The organism is Pseudomonas sp. B12(2026), from assembly GCF_057767015.1.
In genome coordinates, this window is record NZ_CM173430.1 from 3,741,690 (window position 1) to 3,765,000 (window position 23,311).

Below are 23,311 nucleotides of genomic sequence, written 5' to 3' on the forward strand. Positions count from 1 at the left end.
TCGACTACGGCTTATTGCCAGTTCGCTGCAATCACCACCTCCAGTTGCTGGCGCTGATCCGGCGTCAGGTTCGACTCCCCGCCAGCGGGCACACCGAAGGCCGCCATCGCATTGACCAGGTTCTGTACCTGGCTTTCCAGCAGGGTCTTGCCATCGGCCGAGGTGATCTGACCCAGATGATAGTTGTTGCCTGAGAACCAGCTGCTGATCGAGACCTTGTCGCTGGTACCGATCACGCTGATATCCAGGTTGCTACCGTTCTTGCGGAACCAAAGCTGGTCAGCGGTGATGCCATCGACGAAGGCCAGTTGATCGAGGGTGTTAGTGTCGGTGTGGTAGTTGTAGACAGTGTCCTGACCAGAATTGCGCTCGAAGCGATACACGTCGCTACCGGCTTCGCCGGAGAGGTAGTCGCTGCCCACGCCACCGATCAGCGTGTCATCACCTGCACCACCATAGAGGGTGTCGTTACCTTCATCTCCCTGCAGCAGGTCGTTGCCAGCCTCGCCATACAGGTAGTCATTACCCAAACCACCCGCTTGGCTATCGTCACCGGTACCACCGTACAGCTTGTCGTTGCCGGCATCGCCACTGAGCGTATCGGCCACGGCATAGCCGTAGAGGCTGTCGGCCCCCTCGGTGCCCTGCTGTACCAGGCGCTTCACCTGCGCAATATCCCAGGCCGTGCCGTCGGCGAAGCGGATTTCCTCCAGGCGATACTTACCCGCGGCGTCCCCGCTGAAGTAGTTCTGCACAATGATCTGATCGGTGCTGCCCTTCAGATTCAGGTACAGGTTATCGCTGTAGCGGGTCGCCACGATGTCGCTGGCGGCGATGTCCGCGCCGAACTCGATGGCGTCCACTTTCCCGGCGCTGGTGTCGTAGTTGTTCACCACGTCCTGGCCCCAACCACGCTCGAAGCGGTACACGTCGTTGCCGGCATCGCCGGAGAGGTTGTCGTTGCCGGCATCACCGACCAGGATGTCGTCGCCGGTACCGCCAGAGACGTAGTCGTTGCCTTCATTGCCGTGCAACAGGTCGTTGCCGACATCGCCGTAGACGTCGTCGTTGCCCAGGCCGCCCAACAGGCGGTCGTCACCGGCACCGCCGTACAGCTTGTCGTTGCCGGCATCGCCACTGAGCGTATCGGCCACGGCATAGCCGTAGAGGCTGTCGGCCCCCTCGGTGCCCTGCTGTACCAGGCGCTTCACCTGCGCAATATCCCAGGCCGTGCCGTCGGCGAAGCGGATTTCCTCCAGGCGATACTTACCCGCGGCGTCCCCGCTGAAGTAGTTCTGCACAATGATCTGATCGGTGCTGCCCTTCAGATTCAGGTACAGGTTATCGCTGTAGCGGGTCGCCACGATGTCGCTGGCGGCGATGTCCGCGCCGAACTCGATGGCGTCCACTTTCCCGGCGCTGGTGTCGTAGTTGTTCACCACGTCCTGGCCCCAACCACGCTCGAAGCGGTACACGTCGCTGCCGGCATCGCCGGAGAGGTTGTCGTTGCCGGCATCACCGACCAGGATGTCGTCGCCGGTACCGCCAGAGACGTAGTCGTTGCCTTCATTGCCGTGCAACAGGTCGTTGCCGACATCGCCGTAGACGTCGTCGTTGCCCAGGCCGCCCAACAGGCGGTCGTCACCGGCACCGCCGTACAGCTTGTCGTTGCCGGCATCGCCACTGAGCGTATCGGCCACGGCATAGCCGTAGAGGCTGTCGGCCCCCTCGGTGCCCTGCTGTACCAGGCGCTTCACCTGCGCAATATCCCAGGCCGTGCCGTCGGCGAAGCGGATTTCCTCCAGGCGATACTTACCCGCGGCGTCCCCGCTGAAGTAGTTCTGCACAATGATCTGATCGGTGCTGCCCTTCAGATTCAGGTACAGGTTATCGCTGTAGCGGGTCGCCACGATGTCGCTGGCGGCGATGTCCGCGCCGAACTCGATGGCGTCCACTTTCCCGGCGCTGGTGTCGTAGTTGTTCACCACGTCCTGGCCCCAACCACGCTCGAAGCGGTACACGTCGTTGCCGGCATCGCCGGAGAGGTTGTCGTTGCCGGCATCACCGACCAGGATGTCGTCGCCGGTACCGCCAGAGACGTAGTCGTTGCCCAGGCCGCCCAGCAGGCTGTCGTCGCCGACACCGCCGTACAGCGTGTCGCTACCAGCGCCGCCATCCAACTGGTCATTTCCGCCGTTGCCGGACAGGTTGTCATTGCCACCAAATCCAAACAGATAATCCTGCTTGTCCTTACCCGACAGACCCTGAGCACTGTCGGTGCCCACCTGAAGGCCAATGCCCGACGCATTGATCTTCGCAATCTCATCCGCACTCAAGCTCTGAACATAGGACTCGGCAATCGGAAACAACTCACTGAAGCCTCTCGCAGCCAAAGGCTGTGCCAGAAACTCCAGTAGATCCGTCACTCCGCCGATACGGTCTTGGGCGAACGAGGTCTGGAACAGCGCGGCCACCGCGCTGTAGTCCAGTTCCAGGCCTTTGCTGTCCAGGTTGATACCGATCGCCTCGACATAAGGCCGCAACCGCGTCTGCAACAGCAGGCTGTCGTAGACGGACGCCCTCAACGACTCGTATGCCGAATTGATCAAGTTTGCCTGCCCCACATTCAAGGCCAGGTTCTTTTCGGTCAGGGTCCAGTGGGTGACGATGGCGCCACCACTGTTCTTCTGGGAACTTCCGCCACTGGCGGTGCTTTGGGAAAAGTTGCTCAGCGACGTCCCCGCTTTGATACCCAAATGGGTGTTGCCGCGGCTGTCTTCCTCCCGGCTGAAGTTGAAGAGGTTCTGCGCATTGAACACTTCCAGCAGACCCACCCGCTCCAGCAGGGCCTTCTGCTTCAGTTGCTCCTCGGTCGGGCCAGTGGATTTGTTCAGATTGTCCCTGTCGATGCCGGAGAGCGTCTGGCTGCCACCACCACCCCCAGTGAAACCCGCCGCGAGACCGTCCCGCTGCTCCCAGGACCAGCCGAAGTCCACGGTCATCAGGCCCTGGGACAGGTCGCTCACCCGCTGGTCGAAGGTGCGATAGCCGGAACTGGCCGCCCATTCACCGAGCACGCGGTCCAGCAGGGCCAGTTGCTGCTCGCGGGTCTGGGCGTTGGCGTACTCGGCCAGCACCGCCTTGAGGCCGGCGTTCTGCATGCTGGCCTCGCGCAGATCGCGGACCGCCCCGGAGCCCTTCATATCCGGCAGCCCCTTGGCGATCTCATCCAGGGCCACCTGGTTGGTGTATTCGCGGTAGAACGGGTTGGCGGCCAGGTCGAGGTTGCCGGCGGTGCCGGCGATTTCGCCGGAGGTGCCATCGTCGCGGGTGAAGTTGCCGACCGCGCTGACGGTGTTGCCGTTGCTGGTCTGGCTGGATGCGGTAGCGCTGAGGTTGATCGAGGTGATGTGCTGATCGGCCAGGGACTTCAGTTCACCGGCCTGGCTGACGCCATCCTGGTTCTGGTCCTGCCAGACGCGGACGTCAGCGAACCGGGCATCGCTGGCATTGAAGATGCCATCGTGGTTGGAGTCGAGATCGCGCAGGGCATCGAAGCCGTTGGCGGCCTTCTGGCCGTTGCTCTTGACGAAGTCGACACCGAACAGCTCGGCGCCGGTGTCGACCCGGCCATTGCCGTTGCGGTCCAGGACAAGGAAACCATCGTCCTTGCCAATCCAGCCGGTGCCGGTCTTCAGGCCGTCGCCATTGAAGTCGAAGGTGACGCCTTTGTTCGCGGCTACGGTTTCGAGGCCGTCACCGTCGAGATCCAGGGCGAGAGGGTCAAGACTTTGGACGAAGTTCAATGCGGAGTTGTACATGTCGTTGACGGTGCCGGAAATGAACGCACCGGTGTCATCCAGCCATCCGCCGAGAGAATCCAGAGAGTCTCCTAGCCATGCAGCGCCATCTTCATAAATCCTGGCAAGGGGATCGAAGACTTCTGCATCGACCCACCCCACTACATCGTCATAGGCTTTGAAAACCGGGTCCAGCAAGCGTTGCTCACTGACCCAGGCGTTAACGTCTTCCAGCATTTCCAACGGCAGACCATAGGACATCAGGAGCGTATGTGTCATGGCTGCAGTGATTCCGCCAAGAGTCTCTCCGCCAACCTGCTCAGCAAACTGCCCCACTCTGAAACTCAAATCTCCAAATCGAGCTTCAACTCGATCGCCGTAGTTCTCCTGTATATAGGAACCAATTTTATACCCGACTGAGAATGACAATGCAGCGGCGGCTGCCTGCCCCATTCCGGGCACCCCGGCAAGATGAGTACCCACCGCCCCGATAAGATCGGCATAAGTTGCGGGATTGGCTTGCCCCTGAGATATATCGTAAATAGCCGATGCGATAAGGGCAGGAGTCAGAAAGCGAGCTGCCACTCCCTTAGTGGCCTCCACTCCAAGAGCGACTCCCGGAGTGGACATCGACCAATTTACTACTGCGCCACTTGCCGATAAAATCCCACCAAAAATCGTAGCGTAATTCCCTAAATAGGTATTTTTGTTCAACTCCCCTTTCTCAGGAGGCTGAAGGCCTCTCGCTGCAAAAGCAGCATGTATTGCATCATTGATAGCTGACATCATTTCAACAGCATTTGCCATATAGATAGACCTCAAGCCTTATTTGGAAGACAATACGACCAACTTAAACAAACAACCCAACGCAACACCGCAACAAAAAATTGCCAACGAGCTAAAAGAAAAGGCCAATCCGATTTTTCCCACTTTCAGAAAGGCCAACCCCCATATCAAAAGATATCCAAGTATCAGAAGCCGCATCATCCAGTCATACAAATACCCATTACCACCCCAAAGCCGCCCATCGGCAACTATAAAAAAAACAAATCCAACGACATACACAGCCACATGGAACCACCCCCAGAACTTGAAGTTAATTACCAACTTTTCCACATCCTTCTTCTCTTTCTTAAGTGAAGCCATCAATTTTCCGATCACCTCTCTCCCAAACTTTCACTCACATACTGTTTAAGCGGACTCAGGAAGTACTCGATCACTTTCCGCTTATCCGTCTTGACTTCCGCACTGACTGCCATTCCCGCCGTCAACGGAATATCCCGGTTGCCCACGCGAATATGGTTTTGCTGTAGTTGGATGCGCATGCTGTAGAGCAGCCCGCGCTTTTCGTCCTCGATGGCGTCGTCGGAAATGCTGATGACCCGGCCGTGCACGACGCCGTACTTGGTGAAGGTGAAGGTCTCGACCTTGATCTCGACGTCCTGGCCGGGGCGGACGAAGCCGATGTCCTTGTTCTCCAGCATCGCCTCGACTTCCACGGGCTGATCCTTGGGGACGATGACCATGAGCGGCTGGGCTTCGGTGACGACGCCACCGTTGGTGTGGATCGCAAGTTGCTGCACGGTGCCGTCCACCGGGGAGGTCAGGCGTGTCAGGCGATCACGTTGTTCGGCCTTGAGCAGTTCCTGGGTGAGGCCGGCGGCCTTCTGCTCGGACTGGTGCTGCAGGTCGAGCATGGCGCGGCGGGTCTGGGCGATGACGCTTTCGCGCTGCTGTTCGGCTTCACGCTGCGAGGCGTCCAGTTCGATGACGCGGGCCTGCTGCACGGCCAGCTCGCGCTGCTGGTCGAGGCTGGCCTGCTCCTTTTCCAGCCAGGCGTGCTTGGCGACGAAGTTGCGTTCCAGCAGGCGCTTGTAGTCGCCGGCCAGTTGTTCGGCGATGGGCAGGGTCTTGCGCAGGGAGGCGACGGTGGCCTGGGCAGCACGGATTTCCGCGGCGCGCTGGTCGATCACGGCCTGGCTCTGGTCGATGCTGCTACGCAGTTCGAGATATTGGCCCTGGAGCCAGAGCTGCGCGGCCTGGCGTTCCGCTTCGGCGACTTCCGGCAGGCGGGTCTCCAGCGATTGCGGCGGCTGGTTGCTGCTGATGGATTCGAGCAAGGCGGCGGCGCGGGCGGCGTCGATGCGGGCGGCCTGGAAGTCGCTCTTCAGGCGTTCGACGTCGGCGCCGGTCTGGCTGGCGTCCAGTTCCACCAGCAGGTCGCCGGCCTTGACCTGCTGGCCGTCGTAGACGTGGATGTCCTTGACCACGGCGACTTCGCTGGGCTGGATGACCTTGGTCTTGCCACTGGGAACGATCTTGCCCTGGGCCGTGGCGACGACGTCGATCTCGCCCAGGCAGGCCCAGAGCAGCGCCAGCGCGGAGAAGGCGATGATCGACCATTTGATGTAGCGGGCCAGCGGGCTGACCGGCTGCTCCTGCAGGGACAGCGCCGCCGGGAGGAACTGCACTTCATGGGGCAGGCGCAGGGGCGCGTCCATCTGCTTGCGCCGCCGCCAGGCGTGAACCCAGGTGCGCCGGTAGTGTTTCAGCAGCTCACGGCGGGCGCTCATGGCTGGCCTCCTTGCTGCAGGCGGTGCAAGCGCGAGTAGTGGCCGGCCTGGAGGCTGAGCAGTTCGTGATGGGTGCCCTGCTCGACGATCTGCCCACGGTCCATGACGATGATCCGGTTCGCATCGCGCACCGCGCTCAGGCGGTGCGCGATGATGAGGACGGTGCGGCCCTGGCAGATGGCTTTCATGTTCTGCTGGATGATCCGCTCGGACTCGTAGTCCAGGGCGCTGGTGGCTTCGTCGAAGATCAGGATGCGCGGGTTGCCGATCAGCGCGCGGGCGATGGCGATGCGCTGCCGCTGGCCGCCAGAGAGCGAGGAGCCGTGCTCGCCGACCAGGGTGTCGTAGCCTTCTGGCAGTTCGAGGATGAATTCGTGGGCACCGGCCTGCCGGGCAGCCTGGATGACCATTTCCATTGGTGCGCCGGGGTCGGTCAGAGCGATGTTCTCGCGGATGCTGCGGTTGAACAGCAGGTTGTCCTGCAGGACCACGCCGATCTGCCGACGCAGGGAGCTGACGTCGGCCAGCGCGAGGTCCATGCCGTCCACCAACACGCGGCCGCTTTCGGGGACGTAGAGGCGCTGCAGCAGGCGGGTGAGCGTGCTCTTGCCGGAACCTGAGCGACCGACGATGCCGAGGACTTCGCCGGGGCGGATGGCGAGGTCGACGCCGCGCAGGACTTCCGAGCCATCGGCGCGGTAGCGGAAGCGCACCTGGTCGAATTCAATCTGCCCGCGCAACGGCGGCAAGGCGCTGCGGGCCGCCTGGCTCAGTTCGGTCTGGCTGTTGAGGATATCGCCCAGGCGCTGTACGGAGACGCCGGTCTGCTGGAAGTTGGTCCACAGCTGCGCCAGCCGCATGATCGGCTGCGCCACGCGGCCGGCGAGCATGTTGAAGGCGACCAACTGGCCGACGGTGAGCTGCCCGTCGATCACCAGCCGGGCGCCGAGCCAGAGGGTGGCGACGGTGACCAGCTTGCCGATCAGCGACACGCCTTCATTGGCTAGGGTGGAGAGCGTCTGGGTCTTGAAACTGGCGGCGACGTAGGCGGCGAGCTGGTTGTCCCACTTGCGGGTGACTTGCGGCTCGGCCGCCATGGATTTGAGGGTGTCGATGCCGTTGATGGACTCGACCAGGAAGGCCTGGTTTTCCGCTCCCCGGCTGAAACTCTCCTGCACCCGGGCACGCAACAGCGGCGTGATGAGCAGCGAGAGCACGAAGTACAACGGCAGCGAGAGGACCACCACCAGGGTCAGCCAGCCGCTGTAGAAGAACATCACGGCGATGAACACCACCGAGAAGAGCACGTCGAGCAACAGGGTGATGGCATTACCGGTGAGGAAGCTGCGGATGTTCTCCAGCTCGCGCACCCGCGCCACCGAATCCCCTACCCGGCGAGCCTGGAAGTAGGCCAGCGGCAGGCTGATCAGGTGGCGGAACAGCCGCGCGCCCAGCTCCACGTCGATCCGACTGGCGGTATGGGCGAAGACGTAGCTGCGCAGGCCGCTGAGCAGCGTCTCGAAGAGCATGATGCCGAGCAGGCCGACCGCCAGGACGTCCAAGGTGGACAGACCGCGGTGCACCAGTACCTTGTCCATCACCACCTGGAAGAACAGCGGTGTCAGCAGGGCGAAGATCTGCAGCACGAAGGAGGCGACCAGGACCTCGCCCAGCAGCTTGCGGTACTTGACGATGGCCGGGATGAACCAGGTGAAGTCGAAGCGCGACAGCTCCGCCGCCTGCGACGCCTCGGAGCGGAACAGCAGCAGTTCACCTGTCCACCGCGTGCTCAGCACATCGAGCGCCAGCACTTCCGGTCGCCCCTGGAGGGGGTCCTGAATAAGCGCCTTGTCCTGGTCGATACGGGCGATGATGAAATAGCGGCCTTCATGATCTCGGGCCATTGCCGGTAAAGGTGTGTGCGCCAGTCGATCGGGTTTGCTCCGGACGGATTTGGCCTTGAGGCCGATCTTGCGCGCCGCCAGCAACAGTTCGGCGCTGCCAAAACGCTCACCCGGCGGCATGAATTCGTGGGCCAGTTGCTCGGGCGATGCGGCGATGTTGTGGAAGCGTGCGAGCATGACCAGACAGAGCAGGCCGCTGTCCGGAGTGAAATTGCTCGAGCCTTCGCTGGAGATTTCAGTGGTAGGCATGGAAATCCTTTCGGGAAAGGCGCTGTCTCGACGCTGCGGAGACAGCTGAGATATCAGGCTTGGAGCAGCGGCACCTGCGGCCGCATTGCGCAGGCTTCGGACAGCAGCTGGTGGTAGGCCGTCACCCCCTTGAACACGCTGTAGTCCTGCGCTGTTCGACGGGCTGCGACACGCAGTGGCAGCTGATCGCGCGGTGCGTGGAGTGCCTGCAGAACCCGGTCGGCAATGGCGGCAGGATCGAAGAAGTCCACCAGGTAACCGTTCTTGCCGTGCCGGATGACTTCCCTGACCGGTACCGTATCGGAGCCGATCAGCAGGCACCCGCAGGCCATGGCTTCGAGCATCGACCAGGACAGCACGAAGGGATAGGTCAGGTAGACGTGGGCGGCGGAGACCTGCAGGACCTTGAGGTATTGGGCGTAGGGCAGCTTGCCGAGGAAGTGCACCCGGGCCGGGTCGACGCTCACCTCCTCCAACATGCGCGCCCGCCAGCTTGACGCCCCTTCGGGCAGGCGGCCGTAACTGACCTCATCGCCGCCGACCACCACGACCTGGGCGTGCTCATGGCCGGCGAGAATGCGGGGCACGGCGCGCATGAAACTGTGAAACCCGCGGTAGGGTTCGAGATTGCGCGCCACATAGGTGACGATGGGCTGGCCGGTCTTGATCTCCTGCCCAGAGGGCAAACGCAGGTTTGCCCGCGAGTCGGCCCGCAGGTTGTCCAGCGGCACGCCCTCATGGGCGATGCGAATCTTCTCGTGGAATACCCTGGGATGCAGGCTGTGTTGCCAATGGGTGGGCGAGATTCCCAGGTCGCACTGTTCCAAGTTCAGCAGGTGCAGGGCGTTGCGGGTGCGAATGCGCGAATGGTCGTCCAGGCTCGCGGGGAACTCCGGGTCGAACCCTGTATCAGCCCCCTGGGGGTGGTAGTAGTACTCGCAGAAGTGCACCAGCGGCACATCGGGGAACACGTCCTTGGCATAAAGCGTTTCGCCCCAGCCGGGGTGGGCGAGGACGACATCGGGGCGATATCCGCGGCTTTTCTGCAGCAAGAGCAGACGTGCCACCTGCTGGCCGTGGAGTACAGCGTCTTCGAAGCTTCGCAGATAGCCGTGAGTGTGCAGGGAGGAAGCGCGGTGCGGGCGGTAACGCAGCATCTGCACGCCAACCAGACCCGGCGCGGTATCCCGACCGATGGCGAGCACTCGCCCAGGGCCACGCTTGGACAGGTCGAGCGCCAGGTGGCGGAACTGACCGGGGAAGTTCTGATGGATCATCAGGACGTTCATCGCGTACCTCCCGGCAATTGCCGGCAGGCAACTCCAGTACCGACAAACAGCGAGAACAGATCAGGAAGCGTCGCTCGAACGAGGTGAGGTGGTAACGCAGACATCTACACATCCATGCCATGGAGTCTTGAGTACCAGCGAGCATCCAATGGAGAGGTAGGTGATATCTGTAGTCTGGCTACTACTAGCCAGTGGGAAGTGTCCTCACTTGATGAGGGACAAAGGGCCAATCACACCAACGAAAAAGGCCCCTTTCGGGGCCTTGTGGAGTGACGCGCGTCGGCTCAGCCGTGCCGCGGATGGTGCAGCGACACCAGCGCCATCAGCCCCGCCCCCGGCACTTCGCCCTCCAGTTCAGCCAGCGACGCCGTGCCGAACGGCACCGCGTCGCTGCGGCTGCCGTGGACCAGCAGGCCGGCCAGGGTGCCGATCAGCGGCTGGTGGCTGACCAGCAGCAGGTTGCGCTCGGGGCGGCCGTCGAGGAAGCGCAGGACGTCCTTGGGGTCGTCGTCCGGGGTCAGCCACGGCGCGGTGCCGACGGAGCCATCGAAGCCCAGGGCCTCGCGGATCAGTTCGGCGGTTTCCTGGGCGCGCACGTAGGGGCTGGCGAGGATGCCGTCGATCGGCTGGCCGGCGAGCTGGGCGGCGCTCTTGAGCACCTCCTTGCGGCCGTGGGCGGTCAGGCGCCGTTCTGCATCGCGGCGGGCCTGGGGCTCGGCCTCGCCGTGGCGCAGCAGCCAGAGCTTCACAGCTTGGGCTCCTCGTCGCGTGCCGGGTGCGGCGCCGGCGGCACGTCGTGCGGGGCTTCGCCTTCCGGGGCGCGGGCGGCGGGCCAGTCGGAGAACGGCCAGGGCTTCTCTTCGGTCTGGAAGGTGCCGAAGCGGCCGATCTGCGCGAAGTACTGGCTGAGGCTGTCGCCGAAGCCCATCAGGCTGCCGCTGGGGGCGCCGTAGATGATGCGGTAGATCAGTTGGATCACCACGATGGCGCCGAGGATCATCTCGGCGACGAACCAGACCAGCGCGAAGACCAGCATCCAGACGACGCGCAGGACCAGGGATTCTTTTTCCTGACGTTCAGCGGACATGGCGATACCTCCTCAGAATCCGGTGGTGGGAATGAAGTCGACGTCGGTCTTCGGCTCGCCGTTCATCAGCGCCTCGATGACCTGCGCCAGGGTGCGGCCGCCGAACAGGATGGCGTTGAGGCCGGCCACCAGCGGCATGTAGACCTGCAGTTCGTCGGCCTTGGCCTTGAGCACCCGCAGGGTGTTCACGCCCTCGGCGGTCTCGCCCATGCGCGCCACCGCGTCTTCCAGGCTCAGGCCCTCGCCCAGGGCGTAGCCGACCTGATAGTTACGGCTCTTGGGTGACGAACAGGTGACGATCAGGTCGCCCACCCCGGCCAGGCCGAGGAAGGTCATGGGGTTGGCGCCGAGCTTGACGGCGAAGCGGGTCATTTCCGCCAGGGCGCGGGTGATCAGCATGCCCTTGGTGTTCTCGCCCATGCCCAGCGCGGCGGCCATGCCGGCGATGATGGCGTAGACGTTCTTCAGCGCGCCGCCCAGTTCGACGCCGAAGCGGTCGCTGCTGGCGTAGACGCGGAAGGTGCGGCCGTGCAGCGCTTCCTGTACCCGCTCACAGACTTCTTCGTCCTCGCTGGCGACCACGGTGGCGGTCAGCTCGTGCTCGGCGATCTCGCGCGCCAGGTTCGGGCCGGAGATCACCGCGATGCGGGACTTGGGGGCGATCTCTTCGAGGATCTGGCTCATCAGCTTGAAGGTCTGCGCCTCGATGCCCTTGGTCAGGCTGACCAGCATCTTGCCCGCCAGCTCCTCGCTGTGGCCTTCCAGCACCTTGCGCAGCGCGCTGGACGGCAGCGCGACGAAGATCATCTCGCACTCGGCCAGGGTCGCCGGCAGGTCGATGGTCGGCTCGACGCCGGCATGGATACGCACACCCTTGAGGTAGTTCGGGTTCTCGCGCTGGGTGCGGATCGCTTCGGCCTGCTCCTCGTCGCGCATCCACTGGCGGACGCGCTGGCCGTTCTCCGCCAGCAGATTGGCGAACGCGGTACCGAAACTGCCTCCGCCGAGCACGGCGATCGGTTGCTGCTCAGTCATGTCTTTTCCATCACGGGCCGCCGGCGGCGGCGATTGAGGCATTATAAGGCCCCGTCGCCCAGCGGCCAGTGCGGATCGCAGGACTGGCAAACGGCGGCGCCTCGTTTAACATCCGTCCATTCAAGAAGAAATCGAGAACAAGGCCGTTCCGTGCATTTCCCCATCCGCGCTCCGCTGTCGCTGTCCCTGCTCGCCGCCCTGCTGGCGGGCGAAGCGCTCGCCGACGATCTCTTCGTGGATCGCGCGGACGTGCCGGAAGTGCTCACCGCCAGCCGGCTGAAGCAGTCGCCCGCCGAGGTGCCGGGCAGCATGACGGTGCTCGACCGCGACCTGATCCGCGCCTCCGGCGCCCGCGACATCCCCGAGCTGATGCGCCTGGTGCCGGGCATGATGGTCGGCTACCTGTCCGGCAACCAGGCCACGGTGAACTACCACGGCACCAACGTCACCGAGGCGCGCCGCCTGCAGGTGCTGGTGGACGGCCGCTCGGTGTACCGCCCGGGCCTGGCCACGGTGGACTGGAGCGACATTCCGCTGGCCATCGAGGATATCGACCGCATCGAGGTGTTCCGCGGCCCGAACGCCGTGAGCTACGGCGCCAACGCGCTGATGGGGGTGATCAACATCCTCACCCGCCACCCCGCCGACAGCCAGGGCACGCGCCTGAAGTACAGCGCCGGGCAGAACGGCATCCGCGACTGGTACGCCAGCCAGGGGCTGCGCGGCGAGTCCAGCGACTACCGCCTGACGCTTTCCGGCCAGGCCGACGACGGCTTCGACCACGACCAGTTCGACCGCGACTACCGCGACAGCCGCCGCCTGACCCGCTTCAACCTGGTGGCCAACCACAGCCTCGACCTGCGCAACAGCCTGGACTGGCAGATCGCCGCGAAGGAAGGCAGCAACCAGCGCCCGTACGCCTACACCCCGGTGTTCGACGGCATTCCCGCCGGCGACGACGACGCCGACCTGACCGCCCGCGACTACGCCGGCTCCTTGCGCTGGACCTTCGACGTCAACCCGCAGCACAGCTTCTACGTCCAGGGCTACGCCGAACACTGGGAGCGTCTGCAGGACTTCCGCGCCTGCGAGGCGCAGCTGGTGTTCAGCCCGCAGCTGGCGCAGCTCTGGGCGCTGGACCCGCAGTACGTGGAGGACCTCGGCGAGGCGCTGCCGCGCATCCCGCGGGGCACCGCCCAGCAGCAGGCCCTGGCCAACCAGGTGCTGCAGCAGGTGATCGCCGGGGCCGGCGCGCCGGCGTGCGGCTGGGTGAACCAGAACATCCGGGAAACCCGCTACGACCTCGAAATGCAGGACACCCTGAGCCTGGCCGACGGCGTGCGGCTGCTCACCGGCATGAGCTACCGCCACGACCAGGCGGTCTCCGAGACCTATTTCAACGGCACGGTGAACAACGAAATCTGGCGGCTGTTCAGCCAGCTGGAATGGCACCTGACGCCCCACTGGCTGCTGCAGGGCGGCGCCATGCTGGAGGACGACCAGACCTCCGGCAGCTCCGTCAGCCCGCGCATCGCCCTGAACTACCTGATCACCCCGCGGCACAGCCTGCGGGCGGTGTACTCCGAAGCCGTGCGCTCGCCCGACATGTACGAGAACGACGTGGACTGGAGCTACCGCGCGCGCCATCTCACCCCGGCCGCCTACGGCCAGAGCAGCGCCTATTATTTCGCCCGCGCCCAGGGGCCGGGCGACCTGGACCAGGAGCGCATGCGCTCGCGGGAGATCGGCTACAACGGCCAGTTCGACGAGATCGGCCTGGCGCTGGATGTGAAGGCGTATCACGACGAGATCCACGGGCTGATCAGCGATCCGCTGAAGCTCACCGACTTCCAGCCGACCAACGACAACGAAATCCGCTTCAGCGGCGCCGAGACCCAGCTGGACTGGCGCCTCGGCCTGCGCGACCGGCTGCGCCTCACCTACGCCTACGTCGACTACGACGCCAGCAGCCGCTACGACCAGCGCCTCACCGCGCGCAACAGCGGCTCGGCGGGCTGGATGCGCGACTGGGGCCAGGGCTGGTCGTCTTCCGTGTTCTATTACGGCGATGACGCGCTGAACGAGCGCCGCTTCGAGCGCGTGGACCTGCGCGTGGCCAAGCGCATTCCGCTGGGGGGCGCGGCGCTGGAACTGGCGGGCGTGCTGCAGCAGCGCCTGGACGACGAGGCGCTGACCTGGCCGGAAAACCGCTACGACGACCGCCACCTGCTGTATTTCAGCGCCGAGGTGGATTTCTAGCATGGCGGCGCGCCGCTCAGGGATGAGCCTCGGACATCTGCTCCGGCCCTGGCTGCTCGGCCTGGCCTGCCTGCTGGCGTTGCCGGCGCAGGCCCGCGAGCTGCTGCTGGTCAGCGGCGAGCAGAGCGCCGCGGTGCAGGCCTTCAGCCAGGCGCTCGCCGAACGCCGCCCCGCGGATCAGGTCCGCCTGGAATCCCCCGACACGCTGCCCGCCGCCTCGACGCTGCCCGCGGAGACCCAGTTGCTGCTGCTGGGAGCCGCCGCGCTGAACTGGCGCCTGGCCAGCGAACAGGGCCCGCCGGCGCTGACGCTTCTGGTCAGCCGCGTGGAAGCGCAGCAGCTGCTCGACGGCCGCCACCCGGCGGGCGTCAGCCTGCTCTGGAGCGACCCGCCGCCCGCCCGCCAGCTGCAACTGGCCATGCAGCTGCAACCCAGGCCGCAACGCATCGGCGTGCTCTTCAGCCCGGCCAGTGCGTTCCTCCTGGGGGAGCTGGCGGAGCACGCCCGACGCCTCGGGGTCGAGCTGGTCACCCGGGAACAGGAGCGCAGCGACGATCCCCGCCCGCTGCGCGAATTGCTGGACGGCAGTGACCTACTGCTCGGGCTGGACGACAAACTGCTGTACAACCCGCGCACCATCAAGGGCATCCTGCTCGGCGCCTACGCCGAGAACCTCGCGCTGATCGGCCCCACCGTCGCGTTCGTCAGGGCCGGCAGCCTGGCCAGCACCTACAGCGACCAGAATGACTGGCTGGACACCCTCGACCCGCTGCTCGACCAGCCGCCGTCGCAATGGCCGCCGAGCCTCTACCCCGAACGTTTCAAGGTGCAGAGCAACCGCCAGGTGGCGCGCTCGCTGGGCATCGAGTTGCCGGACGACGCCTCGCTCGCGCGCCGTCTTGCCGAAGGAGAATCCCCATGAGCGCCCGCAAGAGCTGGAATATCCAGACACGCATGCTGGCCATCAGCCTCGGCCCGGCGCTGCTGCTGACGCTGCTGCTCACCGGCTATTTCACCTACTCGCGCCTGCAGGACCTGCGGCAGGAGTCCAAGCATACCGGCCAGCTGATCGCCAACCAGCTGGCGCCGGCCGCCGAGTACGGCGTCATCTCCGGCAACCTGCCGGTGCTGCAGAGCCTGCTGCGCGCCACCCTGGGCACCGCCCACGTGCGCTTCATCGAAGTGCGCGACCGCGGCGACAACATCCTGGTCTACGTCGAGCACCCCGCCGATCCGGCGCACTCCACCACCACCAAGGTGGAAATCTTCCACGCCGCGATCCAGCGCGAGAACATCGAACTCGGCGACGGCAACCTGAGCATCGCCCTCGGCGCCACGGCGCCGACCGCCAGCAGCGACTACCTCGGCCGAGTGGTGGTCGGGATGGCCAGCGACGCCTTCGGCGAGCGCCAACAGGAGATTCTCTTCAAGGCCAGCCTGCTGGCACTGTTCGCGCTGGCGCTGACCTACCTCCTCGCCCGCCGCCTGGCGCGCCGCCTGGCCGCGCCGATCAGCACCATGGGCCGCGCGGTACAGGCGATCCAGAGCGGCGACTACCACACCACCCTGCCGGTGCCCGACGACGGCGAAGTCGGCGACCTCGCCCGGCACATCAACAACCTCGCCCGCGCCCTGCAGCAGGCTGCCCTGGAGCAGGAGCGCAGCATCGCCCAGCTGGTGGCCGCGCGGGAGGAGGCCGAAGAGGCGAACCGCGCCAAGTCCGACTTCCTGGCGATGATGAGCCACGAACTGCGCACGCCGATGAATGGCGTGCTGGGCATGCTCCAGCTGCTGGAAACCACGGAACTGAACCAGGAGCAGGCCGAATACAGCGCGCTGGCGACCGAATCCACCGAGCACCTGCTCAAGGTGATCAACGACATCCTCGACTTCTCGCGCATCGAGCGCGGCGCGCTGGAGCTGGAGCGCATCCCGTTCAACCTGCTGGAGCTGATCCAGAGCTCCGTGCAGGTCTTCCAGCACAGCGCCCAGCAACGCGGCCTGGCGCTGGAGCTGGCGGTGCAGGGGGGCCTGGAGGCACTCGAGGTACAGGGCGACCCGACGCGCATCCGGCAGATCCTGGTGAACCTGCTGGGCAATGCCCTGAAGTTCACCGAGGAAGGCGGCGTGCGGCTGGAAGCCACCTGGCAGGCTCTGGACGATGAAGTCCTGTGGCTCAGCTGCTCGGTGCAGGACAGCGGCATCGGCATCTCCCGGGAGCGCCTGGAGCACATGTTCGACGCCTTCCAGCAGGCCGACTCCTCCACCTCGCGCCGCTACGGCGGCACCGGCCTGGGCCTGACCATCGCCCGGACCCTGGCCGAACGCATGGGCGGCACCCTCGATGCGAGCAGCGAGGAAGGCTGCGGCTCGACCTTCACCCTGGAAATCCCCCTGCCCTTCCGCGAGCGCCAGGCCGTCGCGGAACACGGCGATGCGGGCGGCGAAACGCTTGCCGCTGGTCAGTCCGTTCTGCTGGTCGAGGACAACCCGGTGAATCAAACAGTCATAGAAGCTATGTTGCGCAGCCTGGGTTATCGCGTCACGCTTGTGGGTGACGGTGTCCAGGCGGTCCGCGCTTCCGAGCGCGAGGCGTTCGCGGTGATCCTCATGGATTGCCGGCTGCCGGTGCTCAACGGCTACGATGCCACCCGGCAGATCCGCGCACGACCGGACGGCGGGCAGGTGCCGATCATCGCCCTGACGGCCAACGCCCTGCAGGGCGACCGGGAAACCTGCCTCGCGGCAGGGATGAACGACTACCTGGCCAAGCCGTTCAAACGTGCGGAACTGCAGCGGATACTGCAGCGCTGGGTTGCTCCAGGTCGTTGATCCGGGCAAGCGCATGCACCACACTGCGGACCGACCACGGGCCTGTGCCCCTGACGACAACCCGCCGCCGATGAAAAGTGAACAAGCGTTCGCCGGACGCTGTGACTTTCACTCAAAGGCAATAGTCTATGACTAGGCTGCCGCGTAATACCCGTGACAATAACAACGGAACGCGGCGCCGCAGGCAGAAGCCAACAACGCCTGCCATCGAAGATTTTTGAGGAGCTCGCATGACCAAACAACACGCCTTCACCCGAGAAGACCTGCTGCGTTGCAGCCGCGGCGAGCTCTTCGGCCCGGGTAATGCGCAACTGCCCGCCCCCAACATGCTGATGATCGACCGCATCACCCACATCAGTGATGTCGGCGGCAAGTATGGCAAGGGCGAACTGGTCGCCGAGCTGGATATCAACCCCGACCTGTGGTTCTTCGCCTGCCACTTCGAAGGCGATCCGGTGATGCCGGGCTGCCTGGGCCTCGACGCCATGTGGCAGCTGGTAGGCTTCTACCTCGGCTGGCAGGGCAACCCCGGCCGCGGCCGCGCCCTGGGTTCGGGCGAAGTGAAGTTCTTCGGCCAGGTCCTGCCGACCGCCAAGAAAATCACCTACAACATCCACATCAAGCGTACGATCAATCGATCGCTGGTACTGGCCATCGCCGACGGCAGCGTCAGCGTCGATGGCCGCGAAATCTACAGCGCCGAAGGCCTCCGCGTCGGCCTGTTCACTTCCACTGACAGCTTCTAAGGGTATCCGCATGCGTCGCGTCGTGATTACCGGTCTGGGCATCGTTTCCTGCCTGGGCAATGACAAAGACACCGTCTCCGCCAACCTGCGCGCTGGCCGTGCCGGCATTCGGCACAACCCGAGCTACGCCGAGATGGGCCTGCGCAGCCAGGTTTCCGGTTCGGTCAACCTGAACCTGGAAGAACTGATCGACCGCAAGGTCTTCCGCTTCATGGGCGACGCCGCCGCCTACGCCTACCTGGCGATGGAACAGGCAATCAAGGACTCCGGCCTCACCCCCGAGCAGATCTCCAACCCGCGTACCGGCCTGATCGCCGGCTCCGGCGGCGCTTCCACCCTGAACCAGATGGAAGCCATCGACACCCTGCGCGAAAAGGGCGTCAAGCGCATCGGCCCATACCGCGTCACCCGCACCATGGGCAGCACCGTTTCCGCCTGCCTGGCCACTCCCTTCCAGATCAAGGGCGTGAACTTCTCCATCTCCTCGGCCTGCGCCACCAGCGCGCACTGCATCGGCCAGGCCATGGAGCAGATCCAGATGGGCAAGCAGGACGTCGTCTTCGCCGGTGGTGGTGAGGAAGAACACTGGAGCCAGAGCTGCCTGTTCGACGCCATGGGCGCCCTCTCCACCCAGTACAACGAGACCCCGGAAAAGGCCTCCCGCGCCTACGACGCCAAGCGTGACGGCTTCGTCATCGCCGGCGGCGGCGGCATGGTGGTGGTCGAAGAGCTGGAACACGCGCTGAAGCGCGGTGCCAAGATCTACGCCGAAATCGTCGGCTACGGCGCCACTTCCGATGGCTACGACATGGTCGCCCCGAGCGGCGAAGGCGCCATCCGCTGCATGCAGCAGGCCCTGTCGACCGTGAACAGCCCGATCGACTACCTGAACACCCACGGCACCTCCACCCCGGTCGGCGATGTTGCCGAAATCCGTGGCATCCGTGCAGTGTTCGGCGACAAGGCCCCGGCCATCAGCTCCACCAAGAGCCTGTCCGGCCACTCCCTGGGCGCCGCCGGCGTTCACGAGGCGATCTACTGCCTGCTGATGATGGAAGGCAACTTCATCGCTGCTTCCGCGAACATCGACGAGCTGGATCCGGAAGTCGCCGACATGCCGATCCTGCGCGAGACCCGCGAGAACGCGAAGCTCGACACCGTCATGAGCAACAGCTTCGGCTTCGGCGGCACCAACGCCACCCTGGTCCTGAAACGCCACAACGGCTGATCTTCGACCAGAACAAAAAAGGCGCCCTGGGGCGCCTTTTTTGTTGCCTGCGGTTTTGTCTGCCAGCATATCGCCCTCCCTCACGCTCCGAATCAAGCGAGGGTGGAGCAAGCCTGAGAGCAGACAGCCAAGACTATCCCGCGTGCGTCATCGATAGTGGGCAGCTCATGCCCAAGCGCATAGCTGAGCTGCAGGAGCAGTAACCTTCGTCGCTCAGTTGGGCGCAGAGGTCGTTGGCACAGCCCCTGGATGGCATCCGTACGCAGCGTCTTCACAACTCACGCAAAGGCATCGGCCAAGAACCTGGACACCTCCATCCTCGCCGCGGAAAGCATCTCCCCGGGTTACCGCGTCACGCGCGAACAACTCCACAGAGAGGAACTCAGACCACGCTGCTCACGCTCGCGTAGGAGCGGACCTTGTCCGCGATAACCGACGCCCCATCACGCACCGCACCCACCGGCTACCACCGAGACGCCCATCTTTCCCACGCCCCAAAAACAAAACCCCCGACCAGCTTTCGCTGATCGGGGGTTTTGGAATTAGAAGCTTGACGATGACCTACTCTCACATGGGGAAACCCCACACTACCATCGGCGATGCATCGTTTCACTGCTGAGTTCGGGATGGGATCAGGTGGTTCCAATGCTCTATGGTCGTCAAGCAATTCGGCTGGATGCTCGCCTTGGCGCTCATCCGAATTCGGTTGCTTACACTAATAAGCAAAGCCCCCGACCAGCGTTGGCTGATCAGGGGCTTTGGGATAGGCGCTTGACGATGACCTACTCTCACATGGGGAAACCCCACACTACCATCGGCGATGCGTCGTTTCACTGCTGAGTTCGGGATGGGATCAGGTGGTTCCAACGCTCTATGGTCGTCAAGCAATTCTTTAGGACGCTCGTGGCTTGCAGCACACGCTCATCCGGATTCGGGTATGTGACAGGTATTTGCGGTTCTCACGAACTTTCGGTTCGTCGACTTCACCGTCTAACACACAAATTGTTTGGGTGTTATATGGTCAAGCCTCACGGGCAATTAGTATCGGTTAGCTCAACGCCTCACAGCGCTTACACACCCGACCTATCAACGTCGTAGTCTTCGACGGCCCTTCAGGGGAATCAAGTTCCCAGTGAGATCTCATCTTGAGGCAAGTTTCCCGCTTAGATGCTTTCAGCGGTTATCTTTTCCGAACATAGCTACCCGGCAATGCCACTGGCGTGACAACCGGAACACCAGAGGTTCGTCCACTCCGGTCCTCTCGTACTAGGAGCAGCCCCTCTCAAATCTCAAACGTCCACGGCAGATAGGGACCGAACTGTCTCACGACGTTCTAAACCCAGCTCGCGTACCACTTTAAATGGCGAACAGCCATACCCTTGGGACCGGCTTCAGCCCCAGGATGTGATGAGCCGACATCGAGGTGCCAAACACCGCCGTCGATATGAACTCTTGGGCGGTATCAGCCTGTTATCCCCGGAGTACCTTTTATCCGTTGAGCGATGGCCCTTCCATACAGAACCACCGGATCACTAAGACCTACTTTCGTACCTGCTCGACGTGTCTGTCTCGCAGTCAAGCGCGCTTTTGCCTTTATACTCTGCGACCGATTTCCGACCGGTCTGAGCGCACCTTCGTACTCCTCCGTTACTCTTTAGGAGGAGACCGCCCCAGTCAAACTGCCCACCATACACTGTCCTCGATCCGGATTACGGACCAGAGTTAGAACCTCAAGCATGCCAGGGTGGTATTTCAAGGTTGGCTCCACGCGAACTGGCGTCCACGCTTCAAAGCCTCCCACCTATCCTACACAAGCAGGCTCAAAGTCCAGTGCAAAGCTACAGTAAAGGTTCACGGGGTCTTTCCGTCTAGCCGCGGATACACTGCATCTTCACAGCGATTTCAATTTCACTGAGTCTCGGGTGGAGACAGCGCCGCCATCGTTACGCCATTCGTGCAGGTCGGAACTTACCCGACAAGGAATTTCGCTACCTTAGGACCGTTATAGTTACGGCCGCCGTTTACCGGGGCTTCGATCAAGAGCTTCGCTTTCGCTAACCCCATCAATTAACCTTCCGGCACCGGGCAGGCGTCACACCCTATACGTCCACTTTCGTGTTTGCAGAGTGCTGTGTTTTTAATAAACAGTCGCAGCGGCCTGGTATCTTCGACCGGCATGGGCTTACCGAGTAAATCGTTCACCCTCGCCGGCGCACCTTCTCCCGAAGTTACGGTGCCATTTTGCCTAGTTCCTTCACCCGAGTTCTCTCAAGCGCCTTGGTATTCTCTACCCGACCACCTGTGTCGGTTTGGGGTACGGTTCCTAGTTACCTGAAGCTTAGAAGCTTTTCCTGGAAGCATGGCATCAACCACTTCGCTCTCTAAAAGAAAGCTCGTCATCAGCTCTCGGCCTTGAACACCCGGATTTGCCTAAGTGTTCGGCCTACCACCTTAAACTTGGACAACCAACGCCAAGCTGGCCTAGCCTTCTCCGTCCCTCCATCGCAGTAACTAGAAGTACAGGAATATTAACCTGTTTCCCATCGACTACGCTCTTCAGCCTCGCCTTAGGGACCGACTAACCCTGCGTCGATTAACGTTGCGCAGGAACCCTTGGTCTTTCGGCGTGGATGTTTTTCACACCCATTGTCGTTACTCATGTCAGCATTCGCACTTCTGATACCTCCAGCAAGCTTCTCAACTCACCTTCACAGGCTTACAGAACGCTCCTCTACCGCTCGTCTTACGACGAACCCGTAGCTTCGGTGTGTGGTTTGAGCCCCGTTACATCTTCCGCGCAGGCCGACTCGACTAGTGAGCTATTACGCTTTCTTTAAAGGGTGGCTGCTTCTAAGCCAACCTCCTAGCTGTCTAAGCCTTCCCACATCGTTTACCACTTAACCACAACTTTGGGACCTTAGCTGACGGTCTGGGTTGTTTCCCTTTTCACGACGGACGTTAGCACCCGCCGTGTGTCTCCCACGCTGACACTTCCAGGTATTCGGAGTTTGCATCGGTTTGGTAAGTCGGGATGACCCCCTAGCCGAAACAGTGCTCTACCCCCTGGAGTGATACGTGAGGCGCTACCTAAATAGCTTTCGAGGAGAACCAGCTATCTCCGAGCTTGATTAGCCTTTCACTCCGATCCACAAGTCATCCCCTACCTTTTCAACGGGAGTGGGTTCGGTCCTCCAGTCAGTGTTACCTAACCTTCAACCTGCTCATGGATAGATCGCCCGGTTTCGGGTCTATACCCAGCGACTAAATCGCCCTATTAAGACTCGCTTTCGCTACGCCTTCCCTATTCGGTTAAGCTCGCCACTGAATATAAGTCGCTGACCCATTATACAAAAGGTACGCAGTCACCTAACAAGTAGGCTCCCACTGCTTGTACGCATACGGTTTCAGGTTCTATTTCACTCCCCTCTCCGGGGTTCTTTTCGCCTTTCCCTCACGGTACTGGTTCACTATCGGTCAGTCAGTAGTATTTAGCCTTGGAGGATGGTCCCCCCATGTTCAGACAAAGTTTCTCGTGCTCCGTCCTACTCGATTTCACTTCCAAGAACCTTTCACATACGGGGCTATCACCCACTATGGCCGCACTTTCCAGAGCGTTCTGCTAGATTCAAAGAAGCTTAAGGGCTAGTCCCCGTTCGCTCGCCACTACTAAGGGAATCTCGGTTGATTTCTTTTCCTCAGGGTACTTAGATGTTTCAGTTCCCCTGGTTCGCCTCACACACCTATGTATTCAGTGTGTGATAACCAGCTTATGCTGGCTGGGTTCCCCCATTCAGAGATCTCCGGATCACAGTCTGTTTGCCGACTCCCCGAAGCTTTTCGCAGGCTACCACGTCTTTCATCGCCTCTGACTGCCAAGGCATCCACCGTATGCGCTTCTTCACTTGACCATATAACCCCAAGCAATCTGGTCATACGTCTCGAACGTGAAGACGACATTCGCCGAAAATTCGCGCTTGAACTCGCAAATTTTACCTTGACTTGAATAATCACCAGTGAAAGAGATTATTCAGTCTACTTCTATCACATACCCAAATTTTTAAAGAACGGTTCCGGTACAAAGACCAGACATCAATGTTCGCTCAACCTGAACATTCATGTCTGAGCTTTCGACGATTTGAAGATGGTGGAGCCAAGGAGGATCGAACTCCTGACCTCCTGCGTGCAAAGCAGGCGCTCTCCCAGCTGAGCTATGGCCCCATCGGATCAGCAGCACACCACAACAATTGGTGGGTCTGGGCAGATTCGAACTGCCGACCTCACCCTTATCAGGGGTGCGCTCTAACCAACT

General features: G+C 62.6%; 13 protein-coding genes, 2 tRNA genes and 3 rRNA genes (1 of these 18 running past the window's edge). 5 read left to right on the forward strand and 13 right to left on the reverse strand.

What is annotated here, in order from left to right; translation table 11 throughout:
• Positions 1-11 precede the first annotated feature (11 nt).
• The 8 genes from AC3B6A_RS17330 to AC3B6A_RS17365 form a co-directional block, all read right to left on the reverse strand.
• Positions 12-4,253, reverse strand: coding sequence for a calcium-binding protein (locus AC3B6A_RS17330; RefSeq protein ID WP_488398445.1), 4,242 nt, complete (start codon positions 4,251-4,253; stop codon positions 12-14).
• 372 nt (positions 4,254-4,625) lie between these two features.
• Positions 4,626-4,946, reverse strand: a complete 321-nt coding sequence (locus AC3B6A_RS17335) for a hypothetical protein (RefSeq protein WP_488398446.1) — start codon at positions 4,944-4,946, stop codon at positions 4,626-4,628.
• A gap of 11 nt (positions 4,947-4,957) precedes the next feature.
• Positions 4,958-6,373 (reverse strand): HlyD family type I secretion periplasmic adaptor subunit, encoded by a 1,416-nt coding sequence (locus AC3B6A_RS17340; protein ID WP_488398447.1) that lies wholly within the window; start codon positions 6,371-6,373, stop codon positions 4,958-4,960.
• The gene (locus tag AC3B6A_RS17345; RefSeq protein ID WP_488398448.1) at positions 6,370-8,526 is read right to left on the reverse strand and encodes a type I secretion system permease/ATPase; all 2,157 of its coding nucleotides are present in this window, start codon (positions 8,524-8,526) and stop codon (positions 6,370-6,372) included. The genes AC3B6A_RS17340 and AC3B6A_RS17345 overlap by 4 nt, the downstream gene beginning before the upstream one ends.
• 53 nt (positions 8,527-8,579) lie before the next feature.
• Positions 8,580-9,815: a glycosyltransferase family 4 protein gene (locus tag AC3B6A_RS17350; RefSeq protein WP_488398449.1), complete on the reverse strand. Its 1,236-nt coding sequence runs from the start codon at positions 9,813-9,815 to the stop codon at positions 8,580-8,582.
• 284 nt (positions 9,816-10,099) lie between these two features.
• Positions 10,100-10,564: a phosphohistidine phosphatase SixA gene (gene sixA / locus AC3B6A_RS17355; RefSeq protein ID WP_488398450.1), complete on the reverse strand. Its 465-nt coding sequence runs from the start codon at positions 10,562-10,564 to the stop codon at positions 10,100-10,102.
• The gene (locus AC3B6A_RS17360; RefSeq protein ID WP_488398451.1) at positions 10,561-10,902 is read right to left on the reverse strand and encodes a DUF4389 domain-containing protein; all 342 of its coding nucleotides are present in this window, start codon (positions 10,900-10,902) and stop codon (positions 10,561-10,563) included. Before AC3B6A_RS17360 ends, sixA begins: the two co-directional genes overlap by 4 nt.
• A gap of 12 nt (positions 10,903-10,914) precedes the next feature.
• On the reverse strand, positions 10,915-11,937 hold the full coding sequence (locus tag AC3B6A_RS17365) for an NAD(P)H-dependent glycerol-3-phosphate dehydrogenase (protein WP_488398452.1): 1,023 nt from the start codon (positions 11,935-11,937) through the stop codon (positions 10,915-10,917).
• A gap of 150 nt (positions 11,938-12,087) precedes the next feature.
• Between AC3B6A_RS17365 and AC3B6A_RS17370 the strand changes: the two genes are divergently transcribed.
• From AC3B6A_RS17370 to fabB, 5 genes are all read left to right on the forward strand, one after another.
• Positions 12,088-14,196 carry a TonB-dependent receptor plug domain-containing protein gene (locus AC3B6A_RS17370; protein WP_488398453.1) on the forward strand — a complete coding sequence of 703 codons (2,109 nt, stop codon included), beginning with the start codon at positions 12,088-12,090 and terminating at the stop codon, positions 14,194-14,196.
• A 22-nt stretch (positions 14,197-14,218) separates the two neighbouring features.
• Positions 14,219-15,118, forward strand: coding sequence for an ABC transporter substrate-binding protein (locus tag AC3B6A_RS17375; RefSeq protein WP_488398454.1), 900 nt, complete (start codon positions 14,219-14,221; stop codon positions 15,116-15,118).
• Positions 15,115-17,028, forward strand: a complete 1,914-nt coding sequence (locus tag AC3B6A_RS17380) for an ATP-binding protein (protein ID WP_488398455.1) — start codon at positions 15,115-15,117, stop codon at positions 17,026-17,028. Before AC3B6A_RS17375 ends, AC3B6A_RS17380 begins: the two co-directional genes overlap by 4 nt.
• Before the next feature lie 230 nt (positions 17,029-17,258).
• Positions 17,259-17,774: a 3-hydroxyacyl-[acyl-carrier-protein] dehydratase FabA gene (gene fabA / locus AC3B6A_RS17385; protein WP_488398456.1), complete on the forward strand. Its 516-nt coding sequence runs from the start codon at positions 17,259-17,261 to the stop codon at positions 17,772-17,774.
• Between the two features lie 10 nt (positions 17,775-17,784).
• Entirely contained in the window at positions 17,785-19,002 is a 1,218-nt protein-coding gene (gene fabB, locus AC3B6A_RS17390) for a beta-ketoacyl-ACP synthase I (protein ID WP_488398457.1), read from the forward strand.
• A 548-nt stretch (positions 19,003-19,550) separates the two neighbouring features.
• On the opposite strand, the gene rrf (AC3B6A_RS17395) is transcribed toward fabB, so the two are convergent.
• The 5 genes from rrf (AC3B6A_RS17395) to AC3B6A_RS17415 all read right to left on the reverse strand — a co-directional run.
• Positions 19,551-19,666, reverse strand: a 5S ribosomal RNA gene (gene rrf / locus AC3B6A_RS17395).
• A gap of 105 nt (positions 19,667-19,771) precedes the next feature.
• Positions 19,772-19,887, reverse strand: a 5S ribosomal RNA gene (gene rrf, locus AC3B6A_RS17400).
• Between the two features lie 132 nt (positions 19,888-20,019).
• A 23S ribosomal RNA gene (locus tag AC3B6A_RS17405) occupies positions 20,020-22,910 on the reverse strand.
• Between the two features lie 234 nt (positions 22,911-23,144).
• Positions 23,145-23,220, reverse strand: a tRNA-Ala gene (locus AC3B6A_RS17410).
• A 27-nt stretch (positions 23,221-23,247) separates the two neighbouring features.
• Positions 23,248-23,311 (reverse strand) — tRNA-Ile (locus AC3B6A_RS17415) (it continues 13 nt past the right edge of the window).